The sequence below is a fragment of the Pseudomonas sp. microsymbiont 2 genome (assembly GCF_054788395.1).
Genome location: NZ_CM139112.1, coordinates 4,957,025 through 4,978,643, shown reverse-complemented (window position 1 = coordinate 4,978,643; position 21,619 = coordinate 4,957,025). Strand labels below are relative to the sequence as shown.

Sequence of the window (21,619 nt, the reverse complement as noted above, 5' to 3'; positions counted from 1 at the left end):
TTCCACCTCATTTATTTTCAAAAGAGTTTTTCAGGCGGCGCCGATGCTCACCCAGAAGCGTGTGCGGTAATCGATGCGTACCGGCAGGCTGCGGGCCAGCAGCAGCAGGATCTGCTCGGTATCGTCCAGTTGATAGGTGCCTGAGACTGCAAGCCCAGCCACTTCCGGTGCGCAGCGCAGCACGCCGGGGCGGTAGCGCGACAGCTCGTCGACGAACTCGCCGAGCGGCATTTGCTGCACGCTGAGCACGCCGTCGGTCCAAGCCCAGGGGTCGCCGTGCAATGTGGCCGCTTGATAATCACCCGCCATGGCCACCTGCAGCACCTCGCCCGGTTTGACCCGATGTTCGGCGGCGGTGTCGGGGAACAGCGTTACATCGCCCTGGCGAACCGCCAGCAACAGCCCCTGGGCGTTCTCGCGCAGCAGCAGCTGGCCGCCTTGGGTGACCAGGCCACCGACGCGGGTGTCGATGCTGAAGGGCCGGTTGTCGTTGGCGTTGCTGTCCAGGCTGACTTCGCCGCGCAGCAGGGTCAACCGGCGCTGCTCGACGCTGTAGCGCAGGTCGATAGCGCTGGCGGTGTTGAGGCGCACGCGGCTGCCGTCGCTGCCCAGCACTTCGCGGCGCTCGCCGGTGCCGGTGCGGGTGTCGGCCAGCAGCGCCGGCAGCCCAAGCGGCTCGCGCGCGGCCCAGCCGGCGCCCGCAGTCAGCGCCAGCACCGAGAGCAGCTTGAGGTGCTCGCGGCGGTTCATGCGCTGGTGCTCGCTGCCGGCCAGCGTGCGTCGGCTCAGCTCGCCCGGCAGGTCGGCCAGCTCGTCGCCGAGCGTGCTGACTCGCTGCCAGGCCGCGGCATGCTGTGGATGGCTGGCCAGCCAGCGCTGGAACTGTTGCTCGGTGCGCGGGCCAGGACTGTCGTAGCGCAGCTTGACCAGCCACTCGATGGCCTGGTCGACCTGGGCCTGGGTGGGCGTTGCTTCAGGCGTCGGCATAGCGCAACCGATAGCAGACACCCAGGGCCCGGGCCAGGTCGCGCTCGACGGTGGCGCGGGAGACGCCGAGGCGCAGGGCGATCTGGGTGAGGGTCAGGCCGTCGAGCTGGGCCATCAGGAAGGCCTGCCGTGCTCGCGGCTTGAGGCGGTGCAGGGCGCGGTCCAGGCGCTCGAGGGTGTCGAGGATGACCAGGCGCTGTTCCTCGCTGGGCGCCTCCTGCTCGGGCAGGCTGGCCAGGCTCTCAAGGTAGGCGTTTTCCAGGGCGCGACGGCGGAACTGATCGATCATCAGGCCGCGGGCGATGCTGCTCAGGTAGGCGCGTGGCTCCTTGAGCGGCGACACCTGGCGGGCCTTGAGCAGGCGCACGAAGGTGTCCTGGGCCAGGTCCGCGGCATGTTCGCGGCAACCCACTCGCGCCCCGAGCCAGCCGCGCAGCCAACGATGATGGGCTTGGTAGAGCAGATCGACCTGGGCCGGTTTCAGCGTGTCATCGATCTGCATCGTCTGGCGTGCCTGCGGATAATGTGATTGTTAATAGTTCTCAATTCTAGGCGGAGCCGTGTTGCCGGATCAATGGTATGCCAGGTATTCGATGCGCAAGATTGAGCGTTTCACCGATGAGCGGTTGGGCTAGGCTGGGGGATCGTGTTCTGATCGAGCCTTATCGATGATCCTTGCAGACCTTTCACCCCAGGCGTTTGATGCCGCCGCCGCGTGGCTTGCCGAGCAGGATCCGGATTGGGCGCGGCACATCGCCGCGGTAGGCCCTTGCCTGCACCAGGCCACGCCTGGGCGCGAACCGTATGAGGCGCTGGTGCGGGCCATTGCCTACCAGCAGTTGCATGCGCGGGCGGCCGAGGCGATTCTCGGGCGATTGTTGGCATTGTTCCCGGATGTGGCGTTTCCCGCGCCCGAGCAGTTACTGGCGGTGACCCCGGAGACGATGCGGGCCTGCGGCTTCTCCGCGAGCAAGAGCGCCACCCTGTACGCGATCGCCCAGGCTTGCCTGGAGGGTGTGGTGCCAGGCCGGGAAGAGGCCATGCAGTTGCCTGACGATGAGTTGGTCGCGCGTCTGGTGTCGCTGCGTGGCGTTGGCCGGTGGACGGTGGAGATGCTGCTGATCTACAGCCTGGAGCGATCGGATATCCTGCCGGTGGATGACTTTGGCGTGCGCGAGGGGTATCGGCGCATGAAGGGCCTGGACAAGGCGCCGACGCCAGCGCAGATGCGGGTATTGGGCCAGGTGTGGAGCCCTTATCGCACTGTGGCGGCTTGGTACCTGTGGCGGGCTTGAAGCCTACCTGCATGGCCCTATCGCGGCTCCCACGAGGATGGACCATGCTCCTGTGGGAGCGGGCTTGCCCCGCGATAGGGCCCGTGAAAACACCGCAAGAATCGGAGTTCCACGCATCATCCACCCTGCCAGGCTGATGGTATCGAATCCCAGGAGAGGCCCCTGATGAAGCCCGCCCCGACCACCTATACCACCGACGCCGAACGCTGGCACGCCGTGCAGTCCCGCGACACGGCGGCGAGCGGCCACTTCGTCTACGCCGTGCGGACCACAGGCGTGTATTGTCAGCCCGCCTGCAAGTCGCGCCTGGCCAAGCGCGAGAACGTCGAGTTCTTCACGCTTGCCGACCAGGCCGAGGCCGCTGGCTACCGCCCCTGCAAGCGTTGCAAAGGCGGGCAGGGGAGCCGGCGCACCGAGCTGGTGGCGCGTGCCTGTCGCCTGATCGAGGCCAGCGAGACCGCGCCCAACCTCGACCGGCTCGGCGCCGAGCTCAATGTCAGCCCGTTTCACCTGCACCGCCTGTTCAAGGCCGAGACCGGGCTTACACCCAAGGCCTACGCCTCGGCGTTCCGCGCCCAACGCCTGCGTCAGGGCCTGGACGCAGGCGCCAGTGTCACCGACGCCATCTATGAGGCGGGCTACAACTCCAACAGCCGCTTCTACGAAAGCGCAGGCTCGCGGCTGGGCATGCGCCCGAGGGATTACCGTGCCGGCGGGCAGGGCGCGACCATCCGTTTCGCCCTGGCTCAGTGTTCGCTGGGGGCGATCCTGGTGGCGCAGAGCGAGCGCGGCATTTGCGCCATCCTGCTGGGCGACGAGCCCGAGCCCTTGCTCAAGGATCTGCAGGACAAGTTCCCCAAGGCTCACCTGATCGGCGGTGATGACGCCTTCGAGCGCCTGGTCGCCGAGGTGATCGGCTTCGTCGAGGCGCCGGCGCTGGGCCTCGCGTTGCCGCTGGATGTGCAAGGTACGGCGTTCCAGGAACGGGTCTGGCAGGCGCTGCGCGAAGTTCCGCCTGGCACGCGGGTCAGCTACACCGACATCGCCGAGCGCATCGGCGTGCCGAAGGCGGTCAGGGCGGTGGCCCAGGCCTGCGCCGCCAATGCGATCGCCGTGGCCATTCCCTGCCACCGCGTGGTGCGCCGTGATGGCGAGCTCAGCGGCTACCGTTGGGGTATCGAACGCAAACGTCAGCTGCTGGACCGAGAAACGGCACTCTCCTGAGCGTCCGGACCGCGTAGAATTCACGCCCTGTCGAGTTGTGTAAGAGGAACATTCGATGAGGCGTGTCAGCCTTGACCGATTTTACCCAGGGATTCTGGCCCTGCTGCTATGCCTGGCCATCCCGGCCTGGGCCGCGCCGGCCACGCCTGTATCGCGGCTGGCCGTGGCCGAACAGCAGGAGCTGGACGAAAACGCCAGCCTGGATACCTTGAGCGAACGGCTCGACCAGATCCGCCAGGGCGTCACCGGCGATGCCAACGACGACCTGCTCGCGCAGCTGCGCCAGTCGGCCCTGCAGGTGCAGCGCCAGGCCGATGTGCTGACCACCCAGCGCACCGCCGACGTGCAGCGCCTGGATGATCAGCTCAACGTGCTCGGTCCGCCGGTGGCCGAAGAGGCCGAAAGCCTGACCCGCCAGCGCAAGCAGCTCAACGACGAGAAAAACGCGCTGGTCGCCGAACAGAAGGACGCCACCACGCTGGCCCAGTCGGCCCGTGACCTGTCCACGCAGATCGTCAACCTGCGCCGCAGCCTGTTCAACTCGCAGATCACCAGCCGCGCCGCGAGCCCGTTGAGCCCGGCGTTCTGGTCGAGCCTGATCCGCCCCACCGAGGATGACGTTGCCCGCCTGCGCGACCTGCGCGGCGAGGTGGCCGATGCCGTGGACAGCGCCTTCGGCGCCGAGCACCGTTGGTGGTTCATCGGCGCCCTGGTGGCCGCGGTGCTGGTCTGGACCCTGGTACGGCGGATGTTCGAGCGCCTGCTGGCCGATGCCATGGTCCGCTGGCTGCCCGTGGGTCGCCTGCGCCGCAGCGCCTTGGCGCTGGGTGTCAGCCTGGCCACCCTGGGCACCATTTCCGGTTCGGTTTCGTTGCTGCGCTGGGGCCTGGAGAGCAGCGCGGATCTGGGCACCGATCTTGCCAGCCTGACCAATCACATCCTCACGCTGGTGATCTTCAGTGCCTTCATCTCGGGCCTGGGCCGCGCCATGCTGATGCTGCAGCGCCCGTCCTGGCGCCTGCCGCCGATCCCCGACGAAGTGGCCAGTGCCCTGGGCTGGTTCCCGCAGGTGCTGGCCCTGACGTTGATGGTGCTGCTGACCCAGGAGCGCATCAACAGCGTGATCGGCACCAGCCTGGCCCTGACCCTGGCCACCAACGGCCTGACCGCGCTGGTGGTGTCGCTGCTGTTCGTCGTGGCCCTGGTTCGCTACCGCCGCGCTCGCCGCCTGCACGATCTGGAACGGCCGAAGGGGCTGGCCGGGCTGATCCCGTTCGTGATCGTGGTGTGGGTGCTGGCGATCCTGCTGACCCTGCTGGCCGGCTACCTGACGCTGGCCTATTTCCTCACGGCCAAGCTGCTGTGGGTCAGTGTGGTGGTGACCTGCGCCTACCTGCTGGTCACGGTGTTCGGCGACCTCTGCGAGACATTGCTGTCGCCTCGTCAGCCAGGTGGCCTGGCACTGGCCTCGGCCCTCGGCCTGCAGCCTCGACACCAGGCGCAGGCCACCACGGTGCTGGCGGGCATCGGCCGCACCGTGCTGCTGTTCGCCGCCGCGCTGCTGGTGTTCATGCCCTCGGGCACCAGCCCCGGCGAGTTGCTGCTGAGCCTGGCGGATTGGGACGGCACCGGTGGCAAGGTGTTGGGCAACCTGAACATCGTGCCCCAGGACATCTTCCTGGCCGTGATCATCTTCCTCGGTGGCTGGTTCGCCATCCGCGTGGTCAAGCGCTGGCTGAGCGAGCGCCTGCTGCCGGAGACCGACATGGACGCTGGCATGCGCGCCTCGCTGGTGACCCTGGTCGGCTACCTGGGGTTCCTGTTCCTGGCCATGCTGGTGATGTCCACCCTGCACATCAACCTGACCAGTCTGACCTGGGTGGTCAGTGCGCTGTCGGTGGGTATCGGTTTCGGCTTGCAGCAGATCGTGCAGAACTTCATTTCCGGCTTGATCCTGCTCACCGAGCGCCCGGTGAAGGTCGGCGACTGGGTGAGCCTGGCCGGTGTCGAGGGTGACATTCGCCGGATCAACGTGCGCGCCACCGAAATCCAGATGTCCGACCGCTCGACGGTGATCGTGCCCAACTCGCAGTTCATCTCGCAGAACGTGCGCAACGTGACCATGGCCAATGCCCTGGGGGTGGTGAGCATCACGCTCACGCTGCCGCTGGAGACCGATGCCAACCATGTGCGCGAATTGCTGCTCAAGGCCTACAAGGAGCACGACTCGATCCTCGATGCGCCGGCCAGTTCGGTGACCTTCAAGGACCTGACCAGCAGCGGCATGGTGATCGCGGTCAGCGGCTACGTGGCCTCGCCACGGCAGGTGTCGAGCACGCGCAGCGACTTGCTGTTCACCATCCTTGGACAGCTGCGCGACGAGGGGATTGCCCTGTCGTCGCCGCAGAGCATGGTGCTGGTGCAGGAGAATGGGCGACCGGCCGACGAGCCGGCGTGATGCCATCTCGGCTCTTGTAGGAGCGGCCTTGTGTCGCGAAAGGGCCGCAAAGCGGCCCCGGCAATCTTTGCTCAACACTGAGATCTGGGGCCGCTACGCAGCCCTTTCGCGACACAAGGCCGCTCCTACAGGGATCGCGCAAGGCTTGAGGTTGGCGCGTGCTTGCCCCGCGATGATTTCAATGCTGCTTGGCTCGTCGAATCCTCATCAGGATTACCAGCAGCACCAACCCCGCCACCGGTGCCATCCCCAGCATCGCCTCCCGCGCCGTCAACCCCGCCCCCAGCACGTTCAGCCCGCCATACAGCAGCTTGAACAGGTTCAGCAGGTAATAGGTGATCGCAATGATCGACAAGCCTTCCACCGCCCGCTGGATCTTCACCTGAGCGTCGGCCCGGGCGTTGAGGCTGCGCAGGATCTCGGCGTTCTGCTCCTCCATCTCCACCTGTACCCGCGCCTGCAGCAGGTCGCCCAGGTTGGCGACATTCTTCGCCAGCTGTTCCAGCCGTTGTTCGGTGGCCGCGCAATAGCGCAGGGTCGGCTTGAAGCGTCGCTCGATGAACACTCCCAGGCGCTGGCAGTCGGCAACATGGCTCTCACGCAGTTCGCCCAGGCGCTCGAACACCAGTTGCGCATAGGCTTGGCTGGCGCCGAAGCGATGGCGGGTCTGTACCGTGCGGTCGACCACCTGCCGCGACAGCAGGGCGATGGCCTCGAGCAGGGCCTTGGAATCGTGGGCCGCGCTGCTGGCGCTACGTTCGGAAAGGTTCACCAGGGTCGCGTCGAAGGTGTCCAGTTCCTGGCTCAGGTTCTTGGCCGTGTCCAAGGTCAGCGAGGCCATCATGCGGTAGGTCTCGATCTCCAGCAGGCGGCGGATCATGCGGCCCTGGCGATAGGCGTTGAGCCGGCGGTTGATGAACAGGAAGCGGTTGGTGCCGTCCTCGGTCAGGCGGAAATCGCTCCACACCACCGCATCGCCGCCGCCGACGCTGGAGCCGCAGGGGTCCTTGAAGCCATAGCGGGCGAGGTCCAGGTCCTGTTCGCCGCGTACCAGCACCTGCACGGCGTTGATCACCTGCGCCGCCTGCGGTGCGATGGCTTCGGCCAGCACGTCGGGCAGGGGTTGCCAGTCGCTGTCGTGGCTGGCACAAGGCACCACCAGAGTCAGGGTGAAGAACTCGGCGTGGCGCTCCCACTTGAATGGTTGGCCGTCGAGCTGGGTGATGCCGTGGGTGGCCTGGGTGTCGAGGGCCTCTAGGCGGCAGCGTTGCAGCAGCGCCTGGCAGTCGGCCTCGCCGCCGAGCAAGGCGAAGTGGAAGACATGCGCAGGGTCGTCGAAGTACAGCGACGGGCGGGCGTGCAGTTCATTGTGCAGGACGGTGCGAAGTGAATGCATGGAGGTTGGCCTGGTGTTGTGATTGTGGGGCTACCAGGAGGTGTGACTTCGCAGGGCGGGGCAAAAGTCACGGGGTGCCGGGGCCGCGTGTTCGGGAATTACACCTGCCTGTGTAGGAGCGGCCTTGTGTCGCGAAAGGGCCGCTCCTACAGGGATCGCGCAGGGCAGGTCTGTTGGCGTCAGTCGCAAGAGCAGCAGTATTCGTCGAAGGTGTCTTCGATGCCGCGCATCAGCTGGATGGCGTGAAGCAGCGCCTCGGGGGTGGGTATTCGGAAATGTCTTACGGCTGAAGAGGTATTGATCGTCGTGGGAGCGGGCTTGACCCGCGATGGTGTTCCAAGTGATATCGCCAGAAGGCGACCATGTGTTCGCCGAGAGCCTTGCAGCGCCTGTGAGATCGAGCGCCGCCCGCGCGGCGCATCGCGACGCAAGGCCGCTCCTACATTTGTTGCAACGTGCCGAACCTGTCAGGCCATGGTTGCCCGCCTTGGTGCATGTCTTGAGACAGGTGAGGCGCCAGTGGTGCCCACGCTGCGACCGCGTCGTACCAACAAGGCGGACCCGGTAATGGCACAGGATTGACTGGCCCGAAACAGATGTAGGAGCGGCCTTGCGTCGCGATGCGCCGCGCGGGCGGCGCTCGATCTCACAGGCGCTGCAGGGCTGCCGTCGAACACCTGCCAGCCTCACGCGCCCTGTGAAAGGGCTCAGCTTCTCACCCCAGACACCGCGTCACATGCTTCACCGACTGATACCCCGAGAGCCCCCAAGGCCCAAGCTCTCGGCCAATCCCGCTGCCCTTGGTCCCGCCCCACGAGGTTTCGACGAACACCGCCTGCACCGAGTTGATCCACACATGCCCGACCTCCAGCGCGTCGGCCACGCGCTCGGCGCGTTCCAGGTCGGCGGAGCACACGGTGGCCACCAGCCCGAAGCGGCTATCGTTGGCCTGGGCGATAGCCTCGGCCTCGTTGCCGAAGCGCCGTGCGCACAGCACCGGCCCGAAGATTTCCTCGCCCCACAGGCGGCTGCTCACCGGCACATCCACATACAGCGTCGGGCTGACGAACCAGCCATCGCGGTCCAGCGCCTTGCCGCCGGCCAGGCACTTCAGGCCCTCTTCGCGGGCGGTGGCGAAATAGCCGGCAACCTTGAGCCATTGCGCCTGGCTGGTCAGCGGCCCCATGTCCACTTCTTCAGCCAGCGGGTTGCCCACGCGCAAGGCCTGCAGCGCCGCCTGCAAACGCGGCAGCAGCGCGTCGGCGATGCCTTCCTGCACCAGCAGGCGCGAGGTGGCCGAGCACATCTGCCCGGCGTTCCAGGTGATGCCGGCGACAATCCATTCCACCGCCTGGTCGACATCGCAATCGTTGAACACCACGATCGCCGACTTGCCGCCCAGCTCCAGCGTCACTGGTCTGCACTGGGCCGCGGCGGCGCGCATCACCTGGCTGCCGACACCGTTGCTGCCGGTGAACGACAGCTTGTCCAGGCCGTTGTGGCCGCTCAGCGCGGCGCCGGTCTCGGCCTTGCCGTTGACGATGTTCAGCACGCCGGCCGGCAGGCCCAGCACCTCGGCGATCTGGCCATAGGCCTGCTCGATCAGCGGGGTGACTTCGGAGGGCTTGAGCACCACGGTGCAGCCGGCTGCGAGGGCCGGGGCGAGCTTCCAGGCGCTGGTCACCAGCGGGAAGTTCCACGGCACGATCAGGCCGACCACGCCCACCGGCTCCAGACGGGTGCGGGCGGAGAAGCCCGGCGCGGCCAGGGGCACGTCGCGGTTCTTCGCCGGCAGTTGCTCGGCCAGGTCGGCGTAGTAGGCGAAGGTGGCGATGGCGTCGTCCAGGTCGATCTCGGCCTCGTGGCGCGGCTTGCCGTTGTTGCGCATCTGCAGGGCGATCAGTTCGTCGCGGCGCTGGCCCAGCTGTGCGGCGAAGCCGCGCAGGTAGGTGGCGCGCTCGGCGGCGCTGACTGTCTTCCAGGAGGTCAGGGCACGACGCGCGGCGGCCACGGCCTGGTCGACCTGGGCGCTGCTGGCGGCCATCAGTTCGGCGAACGGCTGGCCGTCGGACGGGTTGTGGACAACGATGCAGTCGCTGCCTTGGCCTTCGACCCAGCGGCCGTCGATGTAGTGAGGTGTGGTCATGGTCGGATTCCAGTCAGGCCATTTCGGCGGTGGTCACGGGCTTTACGGGCGTGCTTTTGCAGCGCACCCAGCGCGGGCCTTGTGGGCCATACACGCCAGCGGGTTCGGGGAACAAGTTGAGCAGGGTCAGGTACAGCACGGCGGCGATGCCGAGGGTCACCGGCAGGCTCAGGTCGATACCGCCGGCGAGTGTGCCCAGCGGGCCGACGAACTGCCCCGGCAGGTTGACGAAGCACAGGCCGACGACCGCGCTGGGGATCCACGCGCCCATGCCACGCCAGTTCCAACCGTGGTCGAACCAGTAGTGGCCGCCTTGCTGGCCACGGGTGAATACCTGCAGGTCGTCGGCATGGTAGAAGCCGCGGCGGGTGATCAGGCCGAGGATCATGATCACCATCCAGGGGCTTGTGCAGGTGATGATCAGCACGGCGAAGGTCGACACGCTCTGCACCAGGTTGAAGGTGAAACGGCCGACGAAGATGAAACCGATGGCCAGCACGCCGATCAGCAAGGTGGCGGCGGCGCGGCTGAGCAGGCGCGGGAACACGCTGGACATGTCCAGGCCGGTACCGTACAGCGCCGTGGTGCCGGTGGACATGCCGCCGATCACCGCGATCAGGCACACCGGCAGGAAGAACCAGCCCGGCGAGATCGCCAGCAGCCCGCCGACGTAGTTGTTGGCGGCGATGTAGTCCGGTGCCTGGCTGGCCACCAGGGTGGCGGTGCACAGGCCGAACAGGAACGGGATCAGTGTGGCCGCCTGGGCGAGGATCACTGCCAGCATGATGCGTGACTTGGGCGTTTCGCGTGGGATGTAGCGCGACCAGTCGCCGAGGAACGCGCCGAACGACACCGGGTTGCTCATGGCCAGGATCGCCGCGCCAACGAACGCCGCCCAGAAGCCAGCCTGGCCGAGATTGACGCTGCCGGCGTAGCCCGCGTCGAACGGCCCGGCGAAGGCGAAGATGCCCAGCAGGAACAGCAGGCTCGAGGCCCACACCGCGATCTTGTTGACCCACAGCATGAAGCGGAAGCCAAAGATGCACACCACCAGCACCAGCACCGCGAACAGGCCGTAGGCCAGGCCCAGGGTCAGGTCGGTTTCCGGCAGGCCGACCAGGCGCTTGGCGCCGCCGACCAGGGCATCGCCCGAGCTCCACACCGACAGCGAGAAGAACGCCACGGCGGTCAGCAGCGACAGGAACGAGCCGACGATGCGCCCGTGCACGCCGAAGTGCGCGCCGGACGACACTGCGTTGTTGGTGCCGTTGAGCGCGCCGAACAGGCCCATGGGCGCGAGGATCAGCGCACCGACGCCGACGCCGAGCAGGATCGCCCAGACCCCGGCCTGGAACGACAGCCCGAACAGCACCGGGAAGCTGCCCAGCACGGCGGTGGCGAAGGTGTTGGCGCCGCCGAAGATCAGGCGGAACAGGTCCAGCGGGGCGGCGTCGCGTTGATCGTCGGGGATCTGTTCGACGCCATTGGTCTCGATACCGGTCGAGTGGCTCATGGTGGTGCTCCAGCGCGAATGTTGTCGGCCGTCGGGCGGCCTTGTTGTGGATGCGATGGCAGTGCGGCAGGGCCGCTTGAAAGGAGATCAGGCCGGCGAGATGACCGACAGGTGCTCGTGACAGGCCAGCCAGCGTTCGTCTTGCCGGCGGAAGACGATGGTCTCGCGTTCGTTCAGGTCGAGGATTTCGCCAGCGACGCGCAGGCGCGTGGCCACATCGTGCATGAAGATCGCCACATCGCCCTGCAAGCTCACCTGCGCGTTGCTCGACTCACAGCCGAGCACGGCGAATCCGTCCGCCTGCCAGCTCGCCCAGAGATCTTCATAGGCGCGGCGAGACAGCAGCGGTTGCGGCACGGTGTGGAAAAGGAAGGTGGCGTCTTCGCTGAAGCAGGCGAAGTAGCGGGCGGTGTCGTTGCTGGCGAAGGCGGCGACGAGGTCGGCGGCGGCCTGCCGTACCTGGAGTGTCTGGTCCACGGGAGTGGCCTCACGGTTTATTGTGATTGTTGGTGAAGCGATTCTGGTGGGGGCAGGCGGGGGGAAAAATCGCTGCGGGCAAATAATCAGTTCAGAAATTTGTGAAGTGTTATGGGCTGCTCCCAAAACACTGTCCCGTTCAGATTCCTGCGATCCCTGTGGGAACGGGCTTGCCCCGCGACAGCGATATCGAACCGTGTGTCGTTCTTCATATGGAACTCTGAGGGTTCATCCATGGACCTACCGGCCCATGCCTCCATGCCTCTACCTTTGGGCTCGTTGCCCGCTTGGCCAAAGGCCGCTCGGGCTGCCTCGACATTTGTCGATTTCCCAAGGTCACCGACTGACGGTCGTCCCGATCAGCCGGTGTTGCCTAATCTCATAATCCCCACTGTGGACTTGTGGGTCGCGGTCCCTCCGCATTGGCCAGGATGGCCTGTTCTCCAAACCAACGAGGAGAGAACGATGAGCAATTTCGCGCAAGCCGCCAACTTCGAAGGTCAGGCCCCACGCATCGACCCCGATAACGCCACGATGCTGCTGATCGATCACCAGAGCGGTCTGTTCCAGACGGTCAAGGACATGCCCATGACCGAACTGCGGGCAAACGCCATCACCCTGGCCAAGATCGCCAGCCTGGCGAAGATCCCCGTCATCACCACCGCATCGGTGCCGCAAGGTCCCAACGGCCCGCTGATTCCGGAAATCCATGAGGCCGCGCCGCACGCGAAGTACGTGGCTCGCAAAGGCGAGATCAACGCCTGGGACAACCCTGAGTTCGTCGCCGCGGTGAAGGCTACCGGGCGCAAGCAACTGATCATCGCCGGGACCATCACCAGCGTGTGCATGGCCTTCCCCAGCATCAGTGCGGTGGCCGCCGGCTACCAGGTATTCGCGGTCATCGATGCGTCAGGCACCTACTCCAAGATGGCCCAGGAAGTGACCCTGGCGCGGGTGGTGCAGGCCGGCGTGGTGCCGATGGACACCGCCGCCGTCTGCTCGGAAGTGCAGCGTACCTGGAACCGCCCGGACGCCGCCCAGTGGGCCGAGGCCTACAGTTCGGTGTTCCCGCATTACCAACTGCTGATCGAGAGCTACATGAAGGCTCAGGCCGTCGTCACCCAGAATGAGCAACTGGACTCGCAGCGCAGCTGAACCACGCCTTTCAATCCACGCAAGGAGAAGCATCATGGCATTCCAATACAAGCGTCTGGACAAGAACGACGCCGCGGTATTGCTGGTCGACCACCAGACCGGGCTGCTGTCGCTGGTGCGCGACATCGACCCGGACCGGTTCAAGAACAACGTATTGGCACTGGCGGACCTGGCCAAGTACTTCAAGCTGCCGACCATCCTCACCACCAGCTTCGAGACCGGTCCCAATGGCCCGCTGGTGCCCGAGCTCAAGGAGCAGTTCCCCGACGCGCCCTATATCGCTCGCCCAGGCAACATCAACGCCTGGGACAACGAGGATTTCGTCAAGGCGGTGAAGGCCACCGGCAAGAAACAGCTGATCATCGCCGGTGTGGTCACCGAGGTGTGCGTGGCCTTCCCGGCGCTGTCGGCGCTGGAAGAGGGCTTTGACGTGTTCGTGGTCACCGACGCATCGGGCACCTTCAACGAATTGACCCGCGACTCGGCCTGGCGTCGCATGGAGGCCGCCGGCGCGCAGCTGATGACCTGGTTCGGCGTGGCCTGCGAGCTGCACCGCGACTGGCGCAACGACATCGAAGGATTGGGCACGTTGTTCTCCAACCACATTCCCGACTACCGTAACCTGATGACCAGCTACAGCAAGCTGGCCAAGTGACGGTGTGTCCGGGCCCCGGTGCGGGGGCCCGGACCCGCCTTGTCGGTTACGAGGTAATGGATGGCTCCACTGATTGCCTATTTCAGGCTTGCCCTGCGCCCCGGGCGCGATGTGTTGCTGTTCGCGCTGCGTACAGTGGTGGCGGGCCTGCTGTGTCTCTACCTGGCGTTCTTGTTCGACCTGGAACAACCGAAATGGGCGCTGATGACGGTGATCATCATCAGCCTGCCGCTGGCCGGCATGACCCTCAAGCGCAGCCTCGCGCAGGTGCTCGGCACCGTGGTCGGCGCGGCGGTGGCCGTGCTGCTGATGGCGTTGTTCGCACAGATGCCATACACCCTGGTGGTCAGCCTGGCGCTGTGGCTGGGGCTGTGTACCGCCGGCGGCACCTTGCTGCGCTACACCGATTCCCATGCCTTCGTGCTCAGTGGCTTCACCGCGGTGGTGGTGGCCATGCTGGCCGTGCCCGAGCCCGAGGGCACCTTCATGCTGGCCGTCACGCGGGTTACCGAGACCTTGCTGGCGGTGGCCTGCGTGGCCGTGGTCAGCCTGCTGAGCGCCCGTCCCCAGGCCGTGGCCAATAGCTATTTCGCCAAAGTCGACAGCCTGCTGAAACTGATCGCCCAGCATGCCGCCGAGGTGATCCGCACCGAAGAGGACGAAGCCGCATTCGGTCAGCGTCAGGCCCGGTTGATCGCCGAGGTCAGCGCTCTGGAGGGGCTGCGTCGGCACCTGTATTTCGATGCCCCGCACCTGCGCAGCGGCGATGGGCTGGTGCAACTGTTCGCCAACCAGCTGGTGCTGCTGGTTTCGCGACTGCTGGTGCTGCGTCAGCAGCGTGAGCTGATCAAGGCCCACTGGCAGGGGCCGCTGCCAGCGGATATCCAGTTGCTGCGCGACGCCGAACTGGCGAGCCTGGATGCGCTGGCGCGTGACGGCATGGCACTCTCGGCAGCGGACCGCGAGGCCCTGCGCACCCTGCACAAGGGGTTCGATGACGCCGCCGACCGTGCCGAATTTCTCAACGAGCCACTGCCCCCGCACCTGCGTGCCCTGGCCTGGGCCTTGCGCTGGGAGCAGGCGCGCCTGCTGCAGCAACTGGACGAGCTGATCGAACTGAACGAGGCGATCCAGCAGGGCCGTCTGGCCAGTTGTCCCCAGCAGCAGGGGCGCGCCAGCGCCTTGCACCTGGACTGGCCGCTGGCGGCGATGAACGCCGTGCGCGCCTGCCTGGCCCTGTTGCTGATCGGCGGGCTGTGGATCGAGAGCGCCTGGGACGGCGCGCGCTCAGCGGTGATTCTCATGGGCGTGATGTGCTCGCTGATGGCGACCTTGCCCCGACCTCTGCTGGCCAGCCAGAACTACAACCGCGGGCTGTTGGTGGGCATGGGCTTGTCCGCGCTCTATCAGTTCGCCCTGCTGCCGCTGTTCACCGACTTCGAGATGCTTGCCCTGTGCCTGGCACCGTTGCTGTACCTGGCGGCGGTCGGCCTGGCCAACCCGATGACCGCGGGGATCGGCATGGGCATCGGTCTGATCAGCCTGCTGATGATCGGGCCGCAGAATATCGGGGCCTATCACAACAGCGATATCCAGTGGTTCGAGTTCGCCGGTGGCTACCTGGTGGCCGGGGTGCTGGCGATGGCCGTGTTCGCGCTGGTATTCCCGTTCAATGCGCAGAAACGCATCGTCCGATTGTTTCGCCAGACCCGTGAGGATGTGCGCCGCCAGGTGCTCGGGAGCGGTTCGCTGGCTGGGCAGTTCGCCTTCGAGAGCCTGCTGCTCGATCGCCTGTCGGCGCTGATCGGTCTGTTGCCGGCCGCCCCGGACATTACCTCGCGCGAGCGTGTCGAGTGCGCGCTGGTATGTCCGGCGCTGGCCATCGCCCTGGGCCAGGCGCGCGCCTTGTGCAACAGTGACCTGGCGTTGCCGTCGGCGACCCGGACACGCTTGCGGGAAAGCCTGCAGGGTGTCGCCGACTTCATCGGTGGCCAGGGAGCGGTGGCGCTCGATCCGCTGTTGCGGGAACTGGACGACCAGGCGCAGCTGCTCGATGCCCTGCATGGCGCGCCAGGGCAGATGGGGCCTGACGCCTTGCGCCGACTGTTCATCCTGCGGGTGGCGCTGGCGGTGGCCGGGCAGTTGCTGGCGCGTTATCGCCAGGTGCTGGAAGCTGAACGATCGCGGCTGTCGCCGGAGGTGGCCAATGCCCATTGATTTCGAGGTGGGCGGGGTCTACCTGCCGCCCATCGCCCAGGCGCTGCTGTTGGCGCTGCCGTTGTTTCTGCTGGTCGATGCCTTGTTGCGCCGGGTGGGCGTGCTGGCATTCGTCTGGCATCCGGCGCTGTTCCAGGGTGCCTTGTACACCGCGATTTGCGCGGCCTTGCTGTTGTGGATGGGAGTGAGTGCGTAGATGTCGTCGATCAAGCCGCTGTTATCGCGCAGCCTGACCCTGGCCATGCTGGTGGTGGCCATCGTGCTGGGTTGGCTGGCCTGGAGCCATTACACCCAGGCGCCCTGGACCCGTGACGCCCGGGTGCGGGCTGATGTGGTCACCCTGGCGGCGGAGGTCAGTGGTCGCATCGTCGCCTTGCCGGTGCGGGACAACCAGTTCGTGCACAAGGGCGACCTGTTGCTGCGCATCGACCCGGCGCGCTATGAGCTGGCGGTGCTGCATGCTCGGCGCGCGGTCGAGGTGGCCCGGGCCGCCCTGGGTCAGTCGCAGGCCAATATCGTCGCCAACCAGGCACTGCTCAGGCAACGGCGTAGCGAGGAACAGCGCCGCAGCAAGTTGCAGTCACTGTCGGCGATTTCCGCAGAAGAGTGGGAAAAGTCCAAGACCGAGGTGGCGGTGGCCCAGGCCGACCTGCTGCGCGAGCAGTCCAGCCTTGGCCTGGCACAAGCCAATGTGCAGCTGGCCGAGGCCACGCTGGAGCAGGCGCTGCTGGACCTGCAACGCACCGAGCTGCTGGCGCCGGTCAATGGTCATGTCACCAACCTGCTGACCCGCCAGGGCGACTTCGCGCAGCCGGGCGCCGCGTTGCTGGCGCTGGTGGACAGCGACTCGTTCCATGTCAGTGGCTACTTCGAAGAGACCAAGCTGCCACGTATCGCCATTGGCAGCCGTGCGCGCATCGTGCTGATGAATGGCCAGGCCTTGCAGGGCACGGTGGAGAGCATCGCCTACGCCATCACCGACCGTGAGAACCAGCCGGGCAATCGCCTGCTGGCCAACGTCAACCCGAACTACACCTGGGTCAAGCTGGCCCAACGCGTGCCGGTGCGCCTGCGCCTGGATCCCCAGGGCAGCGATGCTCCACCCTTGCGGGCCGGGACCACCGCCACTGTGACGATCCTCGAGGAATGACGGATGATGCAGCGGTGAGCCGTGGACGAGTGTTGCCGATGTTCGACCTGAACGACCTGTATCTCTATGCCAAGGTGGTGGAACACAGTGGCTTCGCTCCCGCCGGACGGATCCTCGGCCTGCCCAAGTCGCGCCTGAGCCGGCGGGTGGCCAAGCTCGAGGAGCGCCTGGGCGTGCGTCTGATCCAGCGCTCCACGCGGCAGTTCCAGGTCACCGAGGTGGGGCTGGAGTATTACCGTCATTGCCTGGGCATGCTCGAGCAGGCTGTCGCCGCCGAGGATGCCGTCGAGCGCAACCGCGCCGAGCCGCGTGGCATCGTGCGCCTGGCCAGCAGCACCGAGTTGCTTGACTCGCGGCTGGCGCCGATGCTGGCGAGCTTCATGGCGCAGTGCCCGGTGGTCGAGCTGCTGGTCAAGAGTTTCAATCGCCGGGTGGATGTGATCGGCGAGGGTTATGACCTGGTGCTTAGCGTGCAGCACCAGCGCCTGGAAAGCAGCGAACTGATCATGCGCCGGCTGGCGCCGAGCCGGCAGTGCCTGGTGGCCTCCCCGGGGCTGTTGGCCGAGCATGGCCAGCCTGCTTCGCCGGCGGCACTGGATGCCTTGCCGAGCCTGTGCTGGGGGGGCAACGTTCAGGATTACACCTGGGCCCTGATCGGGCCGCAGGGCGCCGAAGCCTCCGTGCGGTTTCGGCCTCGGGTGGTATCGGACGACCTGGCGGTGCTGCGCGAAGGCGCCCTGGCAGGAGTCGGCATGGTGTTGCTGCCGGAGGAGGCAGTCAGGGCCGACCTCGCCAGTGGACGCTTGCGCCATGTCCTCGAAGGCTGGGCCCCACGGGATGGCGAGGTGGTGGCCCTGTTTCCTTCCCGGCGCGGCTTGATGCCGGCTGTGCGCAAGCTGATCGACTTCCTGGCCGATGCCTTCGAGCAGGAACAGCAGGACGCTATGCCAGCTCGCGCTCGCTGAAGCTCGATGGGCGGGGCGGGCGTGCCGACCAGAGCGCCAGTGCCGCCGCCATCGCCGTCAGCAGCGCGCCGGCCCAGGGCGTGGCGGCCAGCGTCGCTTGGCTGATCACCACGCCACCGATGGCCGAACCCAGGCCGACGCCCAGGTGCATCGCCGACATGTTCAGGCTCATGCCGGCGGGGAAGGTGTCCGGTCCACGGCTGGCCAGATAGCTCTGCACCACCGGCGAGGTGGTCCAGCTCAGCCCGCCCCAGAGCATCATCGCCGGCAGGAACAGCCAGGGCGAGCCCGCGCTGAAGGGCAGTAGCAACAGGCTGGCGAGATACAGCAGCGGCGCGATCGCGATCGCCTTGCCTGCGCCAAGCCGATCGGCCATCCAGCCACCGACATAGCCGCCCGATACCCCCGCGATACCGAATATGGCGAACACCGCGGCCAGCCACTGTACCGGCACATCGGCGACCAGTTGCGCATAGGGGGCCAGGTAGGCGAATACCGTGAAATGCCCGGCGATCATCAGCAGCGATACGGCCTGTGCGGCTACCAGGCGCCCGTCACGCAGATGGCGCAGGTAGCTGCCCAGCGCCACGCGTTCGCTGCTTTGCAGCTGTGGCAGCCCGCGCCAGGCCAGCAGCAACACCGCCATGGCCAGCCCGCTCAGCCCGATGAAGACCCCACGCCAGCCTGCCATGTCGCACAGCAGCATGCCGGCCGGAACCCCCAGCACCAGCGAACTGCAGATACCCATGAAGATCACCCCGATGGCCCGGCCACGCAGGGCCTCGGGAACCATGCGCGTGGCCATCAGCGTGCAGGTCAGGCAGGTGAGGGCGCTGGTCGCCGCCATGCCGATACGGGCGATCAGCAGCGCCGTGTAGCCCGGCGCCAGTGCCGCCGCGAGGTTGCACAGGGCGAACAGTGCCAGCGTGGCGCACAGCAGGCGACGCAGCGGCAAGCGTGTGGTGAGCAGGGGCGAGAAGGGCGCGGCAAGGGCGAAGCTCAGGGAGAAGACCGTGGTCAGTTGCCCGGCGATGCCCAGGGGGACGTCAAGGCCGTCGGCCAGTGCCGGCAGGATGCCGACGGTGATGTTTTCCGCCATGCCCGTGACGAACGTCGCCAGGGCCAGCAGCCAGATACGCGGGCTCATGTGTTGCCTCCGATAAACGGGCCGGCCAAGGTCCGGACCCATTCGTCCCGACGGTTGACCGGCAGTGGTCAGGTCCATCGGGTTTCGAGGCAGTGCTTCGGTTATCCCGGTTCAAGCAGGGGAGAGTGTAGAGGGTTACGCGGAGGCGGTGAAGCCTTGGAAAAGCGAAGCCTGTGGGAGCGTGTGTATCCGGGCTACTTCAACCCGGTCTCGATGAATACGATCTCGTGGTCACTGGCATTGATTGCATTGTGCTGGATTCCCGCCTGACGGAATTTGTGTCGTGGGGTAGCTTTTCCCCGCGCAAACGCATCGCGGGGCAAGCCCGCTCCCACAGATCCTCAATCGAGTCAGGGGGAGCGGGCTTGCCCCGCGATGGGGGACGCCGGCTTGCGCTTAGACGTTGAAGCGGAAGTGCATCACGTCACCGTCCTTGACGATGTAGTCCTTGCCTTCCAGGCGCCATTTGCCGGCTTCCTTGGCACCGCCTTCGCCCTTGAACTGGATGAAGTCATCGTAGGCCACCACTTCGGCGCGGATGAAGCCTTTCTCGAAGTCGGTGTGGATCACGCCCGCAGCCTGTGGCGCGGTGGCGCCGACGCGCACGGTCCAGGCGCGGACTTCCTGCACGCCGGCAGTGAAGTAGGTCTGTAGGTTGAGCAGCTCGTAGCCGGCGCGGATCACGCGGTTCAGGCCTGGCTCTTCCAGGCCCAGGGCCTCGAGGAACATGTCCTTCTCTTCGCCGTCGTCCAGCTCGGCGATCTCGGCTTCGATCTTGTTGCACACCGGCACCACCACCGCGCCTTCTTCTTCGGCGATGGCCTTGACCACGTCCAGGTGCGGGTTATCTTCGAAGCCATCTTCGGCAACGTTGGCGATGTACATCACCGGCTTGCTGGTCAGCAGGTGGAAGCCACGGATGACTGCTTTTTCGTCGTCAGCCATGTTCTTCATCAGGCTGCGTGCCGGCTTGCCTTCGGTGAAGTGCGGAATCAGTTTTTCCAGGATGGCCTTCTGCGCCAGGGCATCCTTGTCGCCGCCCTTGGCGTTGCGGGCGACCTTCTGCAGTTGCTTCTCGCAGCTGTCGAGGTCGGCGAAGATCAGTTCCAGGTCGATGATCTCGATGTCGCGCTTGGGGTCGACGCTGTTGGAAACGTGGATCACGTTCTCGTCTTCGAAGCAGCGCACCACATGGGCGATCGCGTCGGTCTCGCGAATGTTGGCGAGGAACTTGTTGCCCAGGCCTTCACCCTTGGAGGCACCAGCCACCAGGCCGGCGATGTCGACGAACTCCATGGTGGTCGGCAGGATGCGGTTGGGTTTGACGATCTCGGCCAGCGCGGCCAGGCGCGCGTCGGGCATCGGCACGATGCCGCTGTTCGGCTCGATGGTGCAGAAGGGGAAGTTCTCCGCCGCGATGCCGGACTTGGTCAGGGCGTTGAACAGGGTGGACTTGCCGACGTTGGGCAGGCCGACGATGCCGCAATTGAAACCCATGGATATTCCCCTTTCTTGAATGTCAGGCCTTCTGGCTGTGCAGCTCGCGCATGGCCTTGGCGAAGTCGCCGGCCAGCACGTCGGGCATCACGCCGAGGGCAAAATCGATGCTGGCGTCGAGCTTCTCCTGCTCGGCGCGCGGCGCGCGGCCCAGGACGAAGTTGGAGACCAGTTTGGCGTCGCCCGGGTGGCCAATGCCAAGCCGCAGGCGGTGGAAGTCGTTCTGGTTGCCGAGCTGCGCGATGATGTCGCGCAGGCCGTTGTGCCCGCCATGGCCGCCGCCCTTCTTGAGCTTGGCGACGCCGGGAGGCAGGTCGAGTTCGTCGTGGGCCACCAAGATCGCTTCCGGCTTGATGCGGAAGAAATTCGCCAGGGCCGCCACGGACTGGCCGCTACGGTTCATGTAGGTGGTGGGGATCAACAGGCGAACATCGTTGCCCTGATGGCTGAACTTAGCCGTCAGGCCGAAATACTTTTTGTCAGCGGACAGCGAGACGCGCTGGGCGCTGGCGAGGCGTTCAACGAAAAGAGCCCCTGCGTTATGCCGGGTCTGTTCGTATTCGGGGCCGGGGTTACCCAGGCCGACGATCAACTGGATGGCGGTCACGTCAGGGGCTCTTCCTTGGAGTTGGTGGGTTACGGTGCGCGCGGCACTGTAACCCGATCAACGCCGGCGTGCGAGTGGATTACTCGGCAGCGCCTTCAGCAGCGTCAGCGGCTACGCGCGGGGCGTGGACGTTGGCGACAGCTTTGTCATCACCGTGGGCCAGAGCGACGAACTCTACGCCTTTCGGAGCTTTCAGGTCCGACAGGTGGATGATGGTGCCGATTTCGGCCTTGGACAGGTCGACTTCGATGAACTCAGGCAGGTCCTTGGCTTCGCAGGACACTTCGATCTCGGAAACGACGTGCGAGATCTCGCCGCCTTTCTTGACCGGGGCTTCTTCACCGACGAAGTGAACTGGAACCTTGGCGGTCAGCTTCTGGCCAGCAACGACGCGAACGAAGTCGGCGTGCATGATGAAGCCTTTGGCCGGGTGACGTTGCATGGCCTTGACCACGACGTTCTGCTTGGCGCCATCGACGTTCAGCTCGATAACGTGGCTGAAGGCAGCTTCGTTTTCGAACAGCTTGGCGATTTCCTTGGCCAGGATGGTCAGGGATTGGGCTTCTTTATCGCCACCGTAGACAACGGCAGGGATGTTGGCGGAGTGACGCAGGCGGCGGCTCGCACCTTTCCCCAGGTCAGTACGCGCTTGGGCGTTCAGGATGAAGTCAGTCATTTTGTTTCTCCAAATTAGCCTCCCGCAAGGCGTTTGCGACCAGCGCCAGGCGGG

General features: G+C 66.0%; 19 protein-coding genes. 9 read left to right on the top strand and 10 right to left on the bottom strand.

All coding sequences use genetic code 11. The features are described from left to right. Positions 1–30 precede the first annotated feature (30 nt). On the bottom strand, positions 31–987 hold the full coding sequence (locus ACYUME_RS22460) for a FecR domain-containing protein (protein WP_460416944.1): 957 nt from the start codon (positions 985–987) through the stop codon (positions 31–33). Then, complete coding sequence (locus ACYUME_RS22455; protein ID WP_279888533.1) at positions 974–1,489, bottom strand: sigma-70 family RNA polymerase sigma factor; 516 nt, start codon at positions 1,487–1,489, stop codon at positions 974–976. The genes ACYUME_RS22460 and ACYUME_RS22455 overlap by 14 nt, the downstream gene beginning before the upstream one ends. A gap of 166 nt (positions 1,490–1,655) precedes the next feature. On the opposite strand from ACYUME_RS22455, the gene ACYUME_RS22450 reads away from it, so the two are divergent. From ACYUME_RS22450 to ACYUME_RS22440, 3 genes are all read left to right on the top strand, one after another. After that, positions 1,656–2,282 (top strand): DNA-3-methyladenine glycosylase family protein, encoded by a 627-nt coding sequence (locus ACYUME_RS22450; protein ID WP_460416942.1) that lies wholly within the window; start codon positions 1,656–1,658, stop codon positions 2,280–2,282. A 165-nt stretch (positions 2,283–2,447) separates the two neighbouring features. Next, on the top strand, positions 2,448–3,506 hold the full coding sequence (gene ada, locus ACYUME_RS22445; protein ID WP_460416941.1) for a bifunctional DNA-binding transcriptional regulator/O6-methylguanine-DNA methyltransferase Ada: 1,059 nt from the start codon (positions 2,448–2,450) through the stop codon (positions 3,504–3,506). 55 nt (positions 3,507–3,561) lie between these two features. Then, on the top strand, positions 3,562–5,964 hold the full coding sequence (locus ACYUME_RS22440) for a DUF3772 domain-containing protein (protein WP_279888530.1): 2,403 nt from the start codon (positions 3,562–3,564) through the stop codon (positions 5,962–5,964). A gap of 178 nt (positions 5,965–6,142) precedes the next feature. On the opposite strand, the gene ACYUME_RS22435 is transcribed toward ACYUME_RS22440, so the two are convergent. The 4 genes from ACYUME_RS22435 to ACYUME_RS22420 all read right to left on the bottom strand — a co-directional run bounded on the left by ACYUME_RS22435 (position 6,143) and on the right by ACYUME_RS22420 (position 11,496). Continuing rightward, entirely contained in the window at positions 6,143–7,360 is a 1,218-nt protein-coding gene (locus tag ACYUME_RS22435; RefSeq protein ID WP_460416939.1) for a DUF3422 domain-containing protein, read from the bottom strand. Positions 7,361–8,075: 715 nt separating this feature from the next. Beyond that, positions 8,076–9,506 (bottom strand): aldehyde dehydrogenase family protein, encoded by a 1,431-nt coding sequence (locus tag ACYUME_RS22430; RefSeq protein ID WP_460416937.1) that lies wholly within the window; start codon positions 9,504–9,506, stop codon positions 8,076–8,078. Positions 9,507–9,519: 13 nt separating this feature from the next. Then, positions 9,520–11,019 (bottom strand): purine-cytosine permease family protein, encoded by a 1,500-nt coding sequence (locus ACYUME_RS22425; RefSeq protein ID WP_279887967.1) that lies wholly within the window; start codon positions 11,017–11,019, stop codon positions 9,520–9,522. An 87-nt stretch (positions 11,020–11,106) separates the two neighbouring features. Then, positions 11,107–11,496: a YybH family protein gene (locus tag ACYUME_RS22420; protein ID WP_460416936.1), complete on the bottom strand. Its 390-nt coding sequence runs from the start codon at positions 11,494–11,496 to the stop codon at positions 11,107–11,109. Between the two features lie 465 nt (positions 11,497–11,961). Here ACYUME_RS22420 and ACYUME_RS22415 point away from each other — a divergent pair, with 465 nt between their 5' ends. The 6 genes from ACYUME_RS22415 to ACYUME_RS22390 are packed head-to-tail and all read left to right on the top strand — an operon-like array spanning position 11,962 to position 17,638. Beyond that, positions 11,962–12,651, top strand: coding sequence for a hydrolase (locus ACYUME_RS22415; protein WP_279887964.1), 690 nt, complete (start codon positions 11,962–11,964; stop codon positions 12,649–12,651). Between the two features lie 34 nt (positions 12,652–12,685). Further along, on the top strand, positions 12,686–13,306 hold the full coding sequence (ycaC, locus tag ACYUME_RS22410; RefSeq protein ID WP_279887962.1) for an isochorismate family cysteine hydrolase YcaC: 621 nt from the start codon (positions 12,686–12,688) through the stop codon (positions 13,304–13,306). 60 nt (positions 13,307–13,366) lie between these two features. Next, on the top strand, positions 13,367–15,523 hold the full coding sequence (locus ACYUME_RS22405) for an FUSC family protein (RefSeq protein WP_460416934.1): 2,157 nt from the start codon (positions 13,367–13,369) through the stop codon (positions 15,521–15,523). Beyond that, complete coding sequence (locus tag ACYUME_RS22400) at positions 15,513–15,719, top strand: DUF1656 domain-containing protein (protein ID WP_279887960.1); 207 nt, start codon at positions 15,513–15,515, stop codon at positions 15,717–15,719. Before ACYUME_RS22405 ends, ACYUME_RS22400 begins: the two co-directional genes overlap by 11 nt. A 9-nt stretch (positions 15,720–15,728) precedes the next feature. Then, positions 15,729–16,673, top strand: a complete 945-nt coding sequence (locus tag ACYUME_RS22395; protein WP_460419429.1) for an HlyD family efflux transporter periplasmic adaptor subunit — start codon at positions 15,729–15,731, stop codon at positions 16,671–16,673. Between the two features lie 38 nt (positions 16,674–16,711). Beyond that, on the top strand, positions 16,712–17,638 hold the full coding sequence (locus ACYUME_RS22390) for a LysR substrate-binding domain-containing protein (protein ID WP_460419428.1): 927 nt from the start codon (positions 16,712–16,714) through the stop codon (positions 17,636–17,638). Here ACYUME_RS22390 and ACYUME_RS22385 read toward each other — a convergent pair. From ACYUME_RS22385 to ACYUME_RS22370, 4 genes are all read right to left on the bottom strand, one after another. Next, positions 17,616–18,785 carry an MFS transporter gene (locus ACYUME_RS22385; RefSeq protein ID WP_460416932.1) on the bottom strand — a complete coding sequence of 390 codons (1,170 nt, stop codon included), beginning with the start codon at positions 18,783–18,785 and terminating at the stop codon, positions 17,616–17,618. The genes ACYUME_RS22390 and ACYUME_RS22385 overlap by 23 nt on opposite strands. Before the next feature lie 396 nt (positions 18,786–19,181). Beyond that, the gene (ychF, locus tag ACYUME_RS22380; protein WP_103445718.1) at positions 19,182–20,282 is read right to left on the bottom strand and encodes a redox-regulated ATPase YchF; all 1,101 of its coding nucleotides are present in this window, start codon (positions 20,280–20,282) and stop codon (positions 19,182–19,184) included. A gap of 22 nt (positions 20,283–20,304) precedes the next feature. Next, complete coding sequence (gene pth / locus ACYUME_RS22375; RefSeq protein ID WP_050703727.1) at positions 20,305–20,889, bottom strand: aminoacyl-tRNA hydrolase; 585 nt, start codon at positions 20,887–20,889, stop codon at positions 20,305–20,307. A 79-nt stretch (positions 20,890–20,968) separates the two neighbouring features. Further along, positions 20,969–21,565, bottom strand: coding sequence for a 50S ribosomal protein L25/general stress protein Ctc (locus ACYUME_RS22370; protein ID WP_460416930.1), 597 nt, complete (start codon positions 21,563–21,565; stop codon positions 20,969–20,971). Between the last annotated feature and the right edge of the window lie 54 nt (positions 21,566–21,619).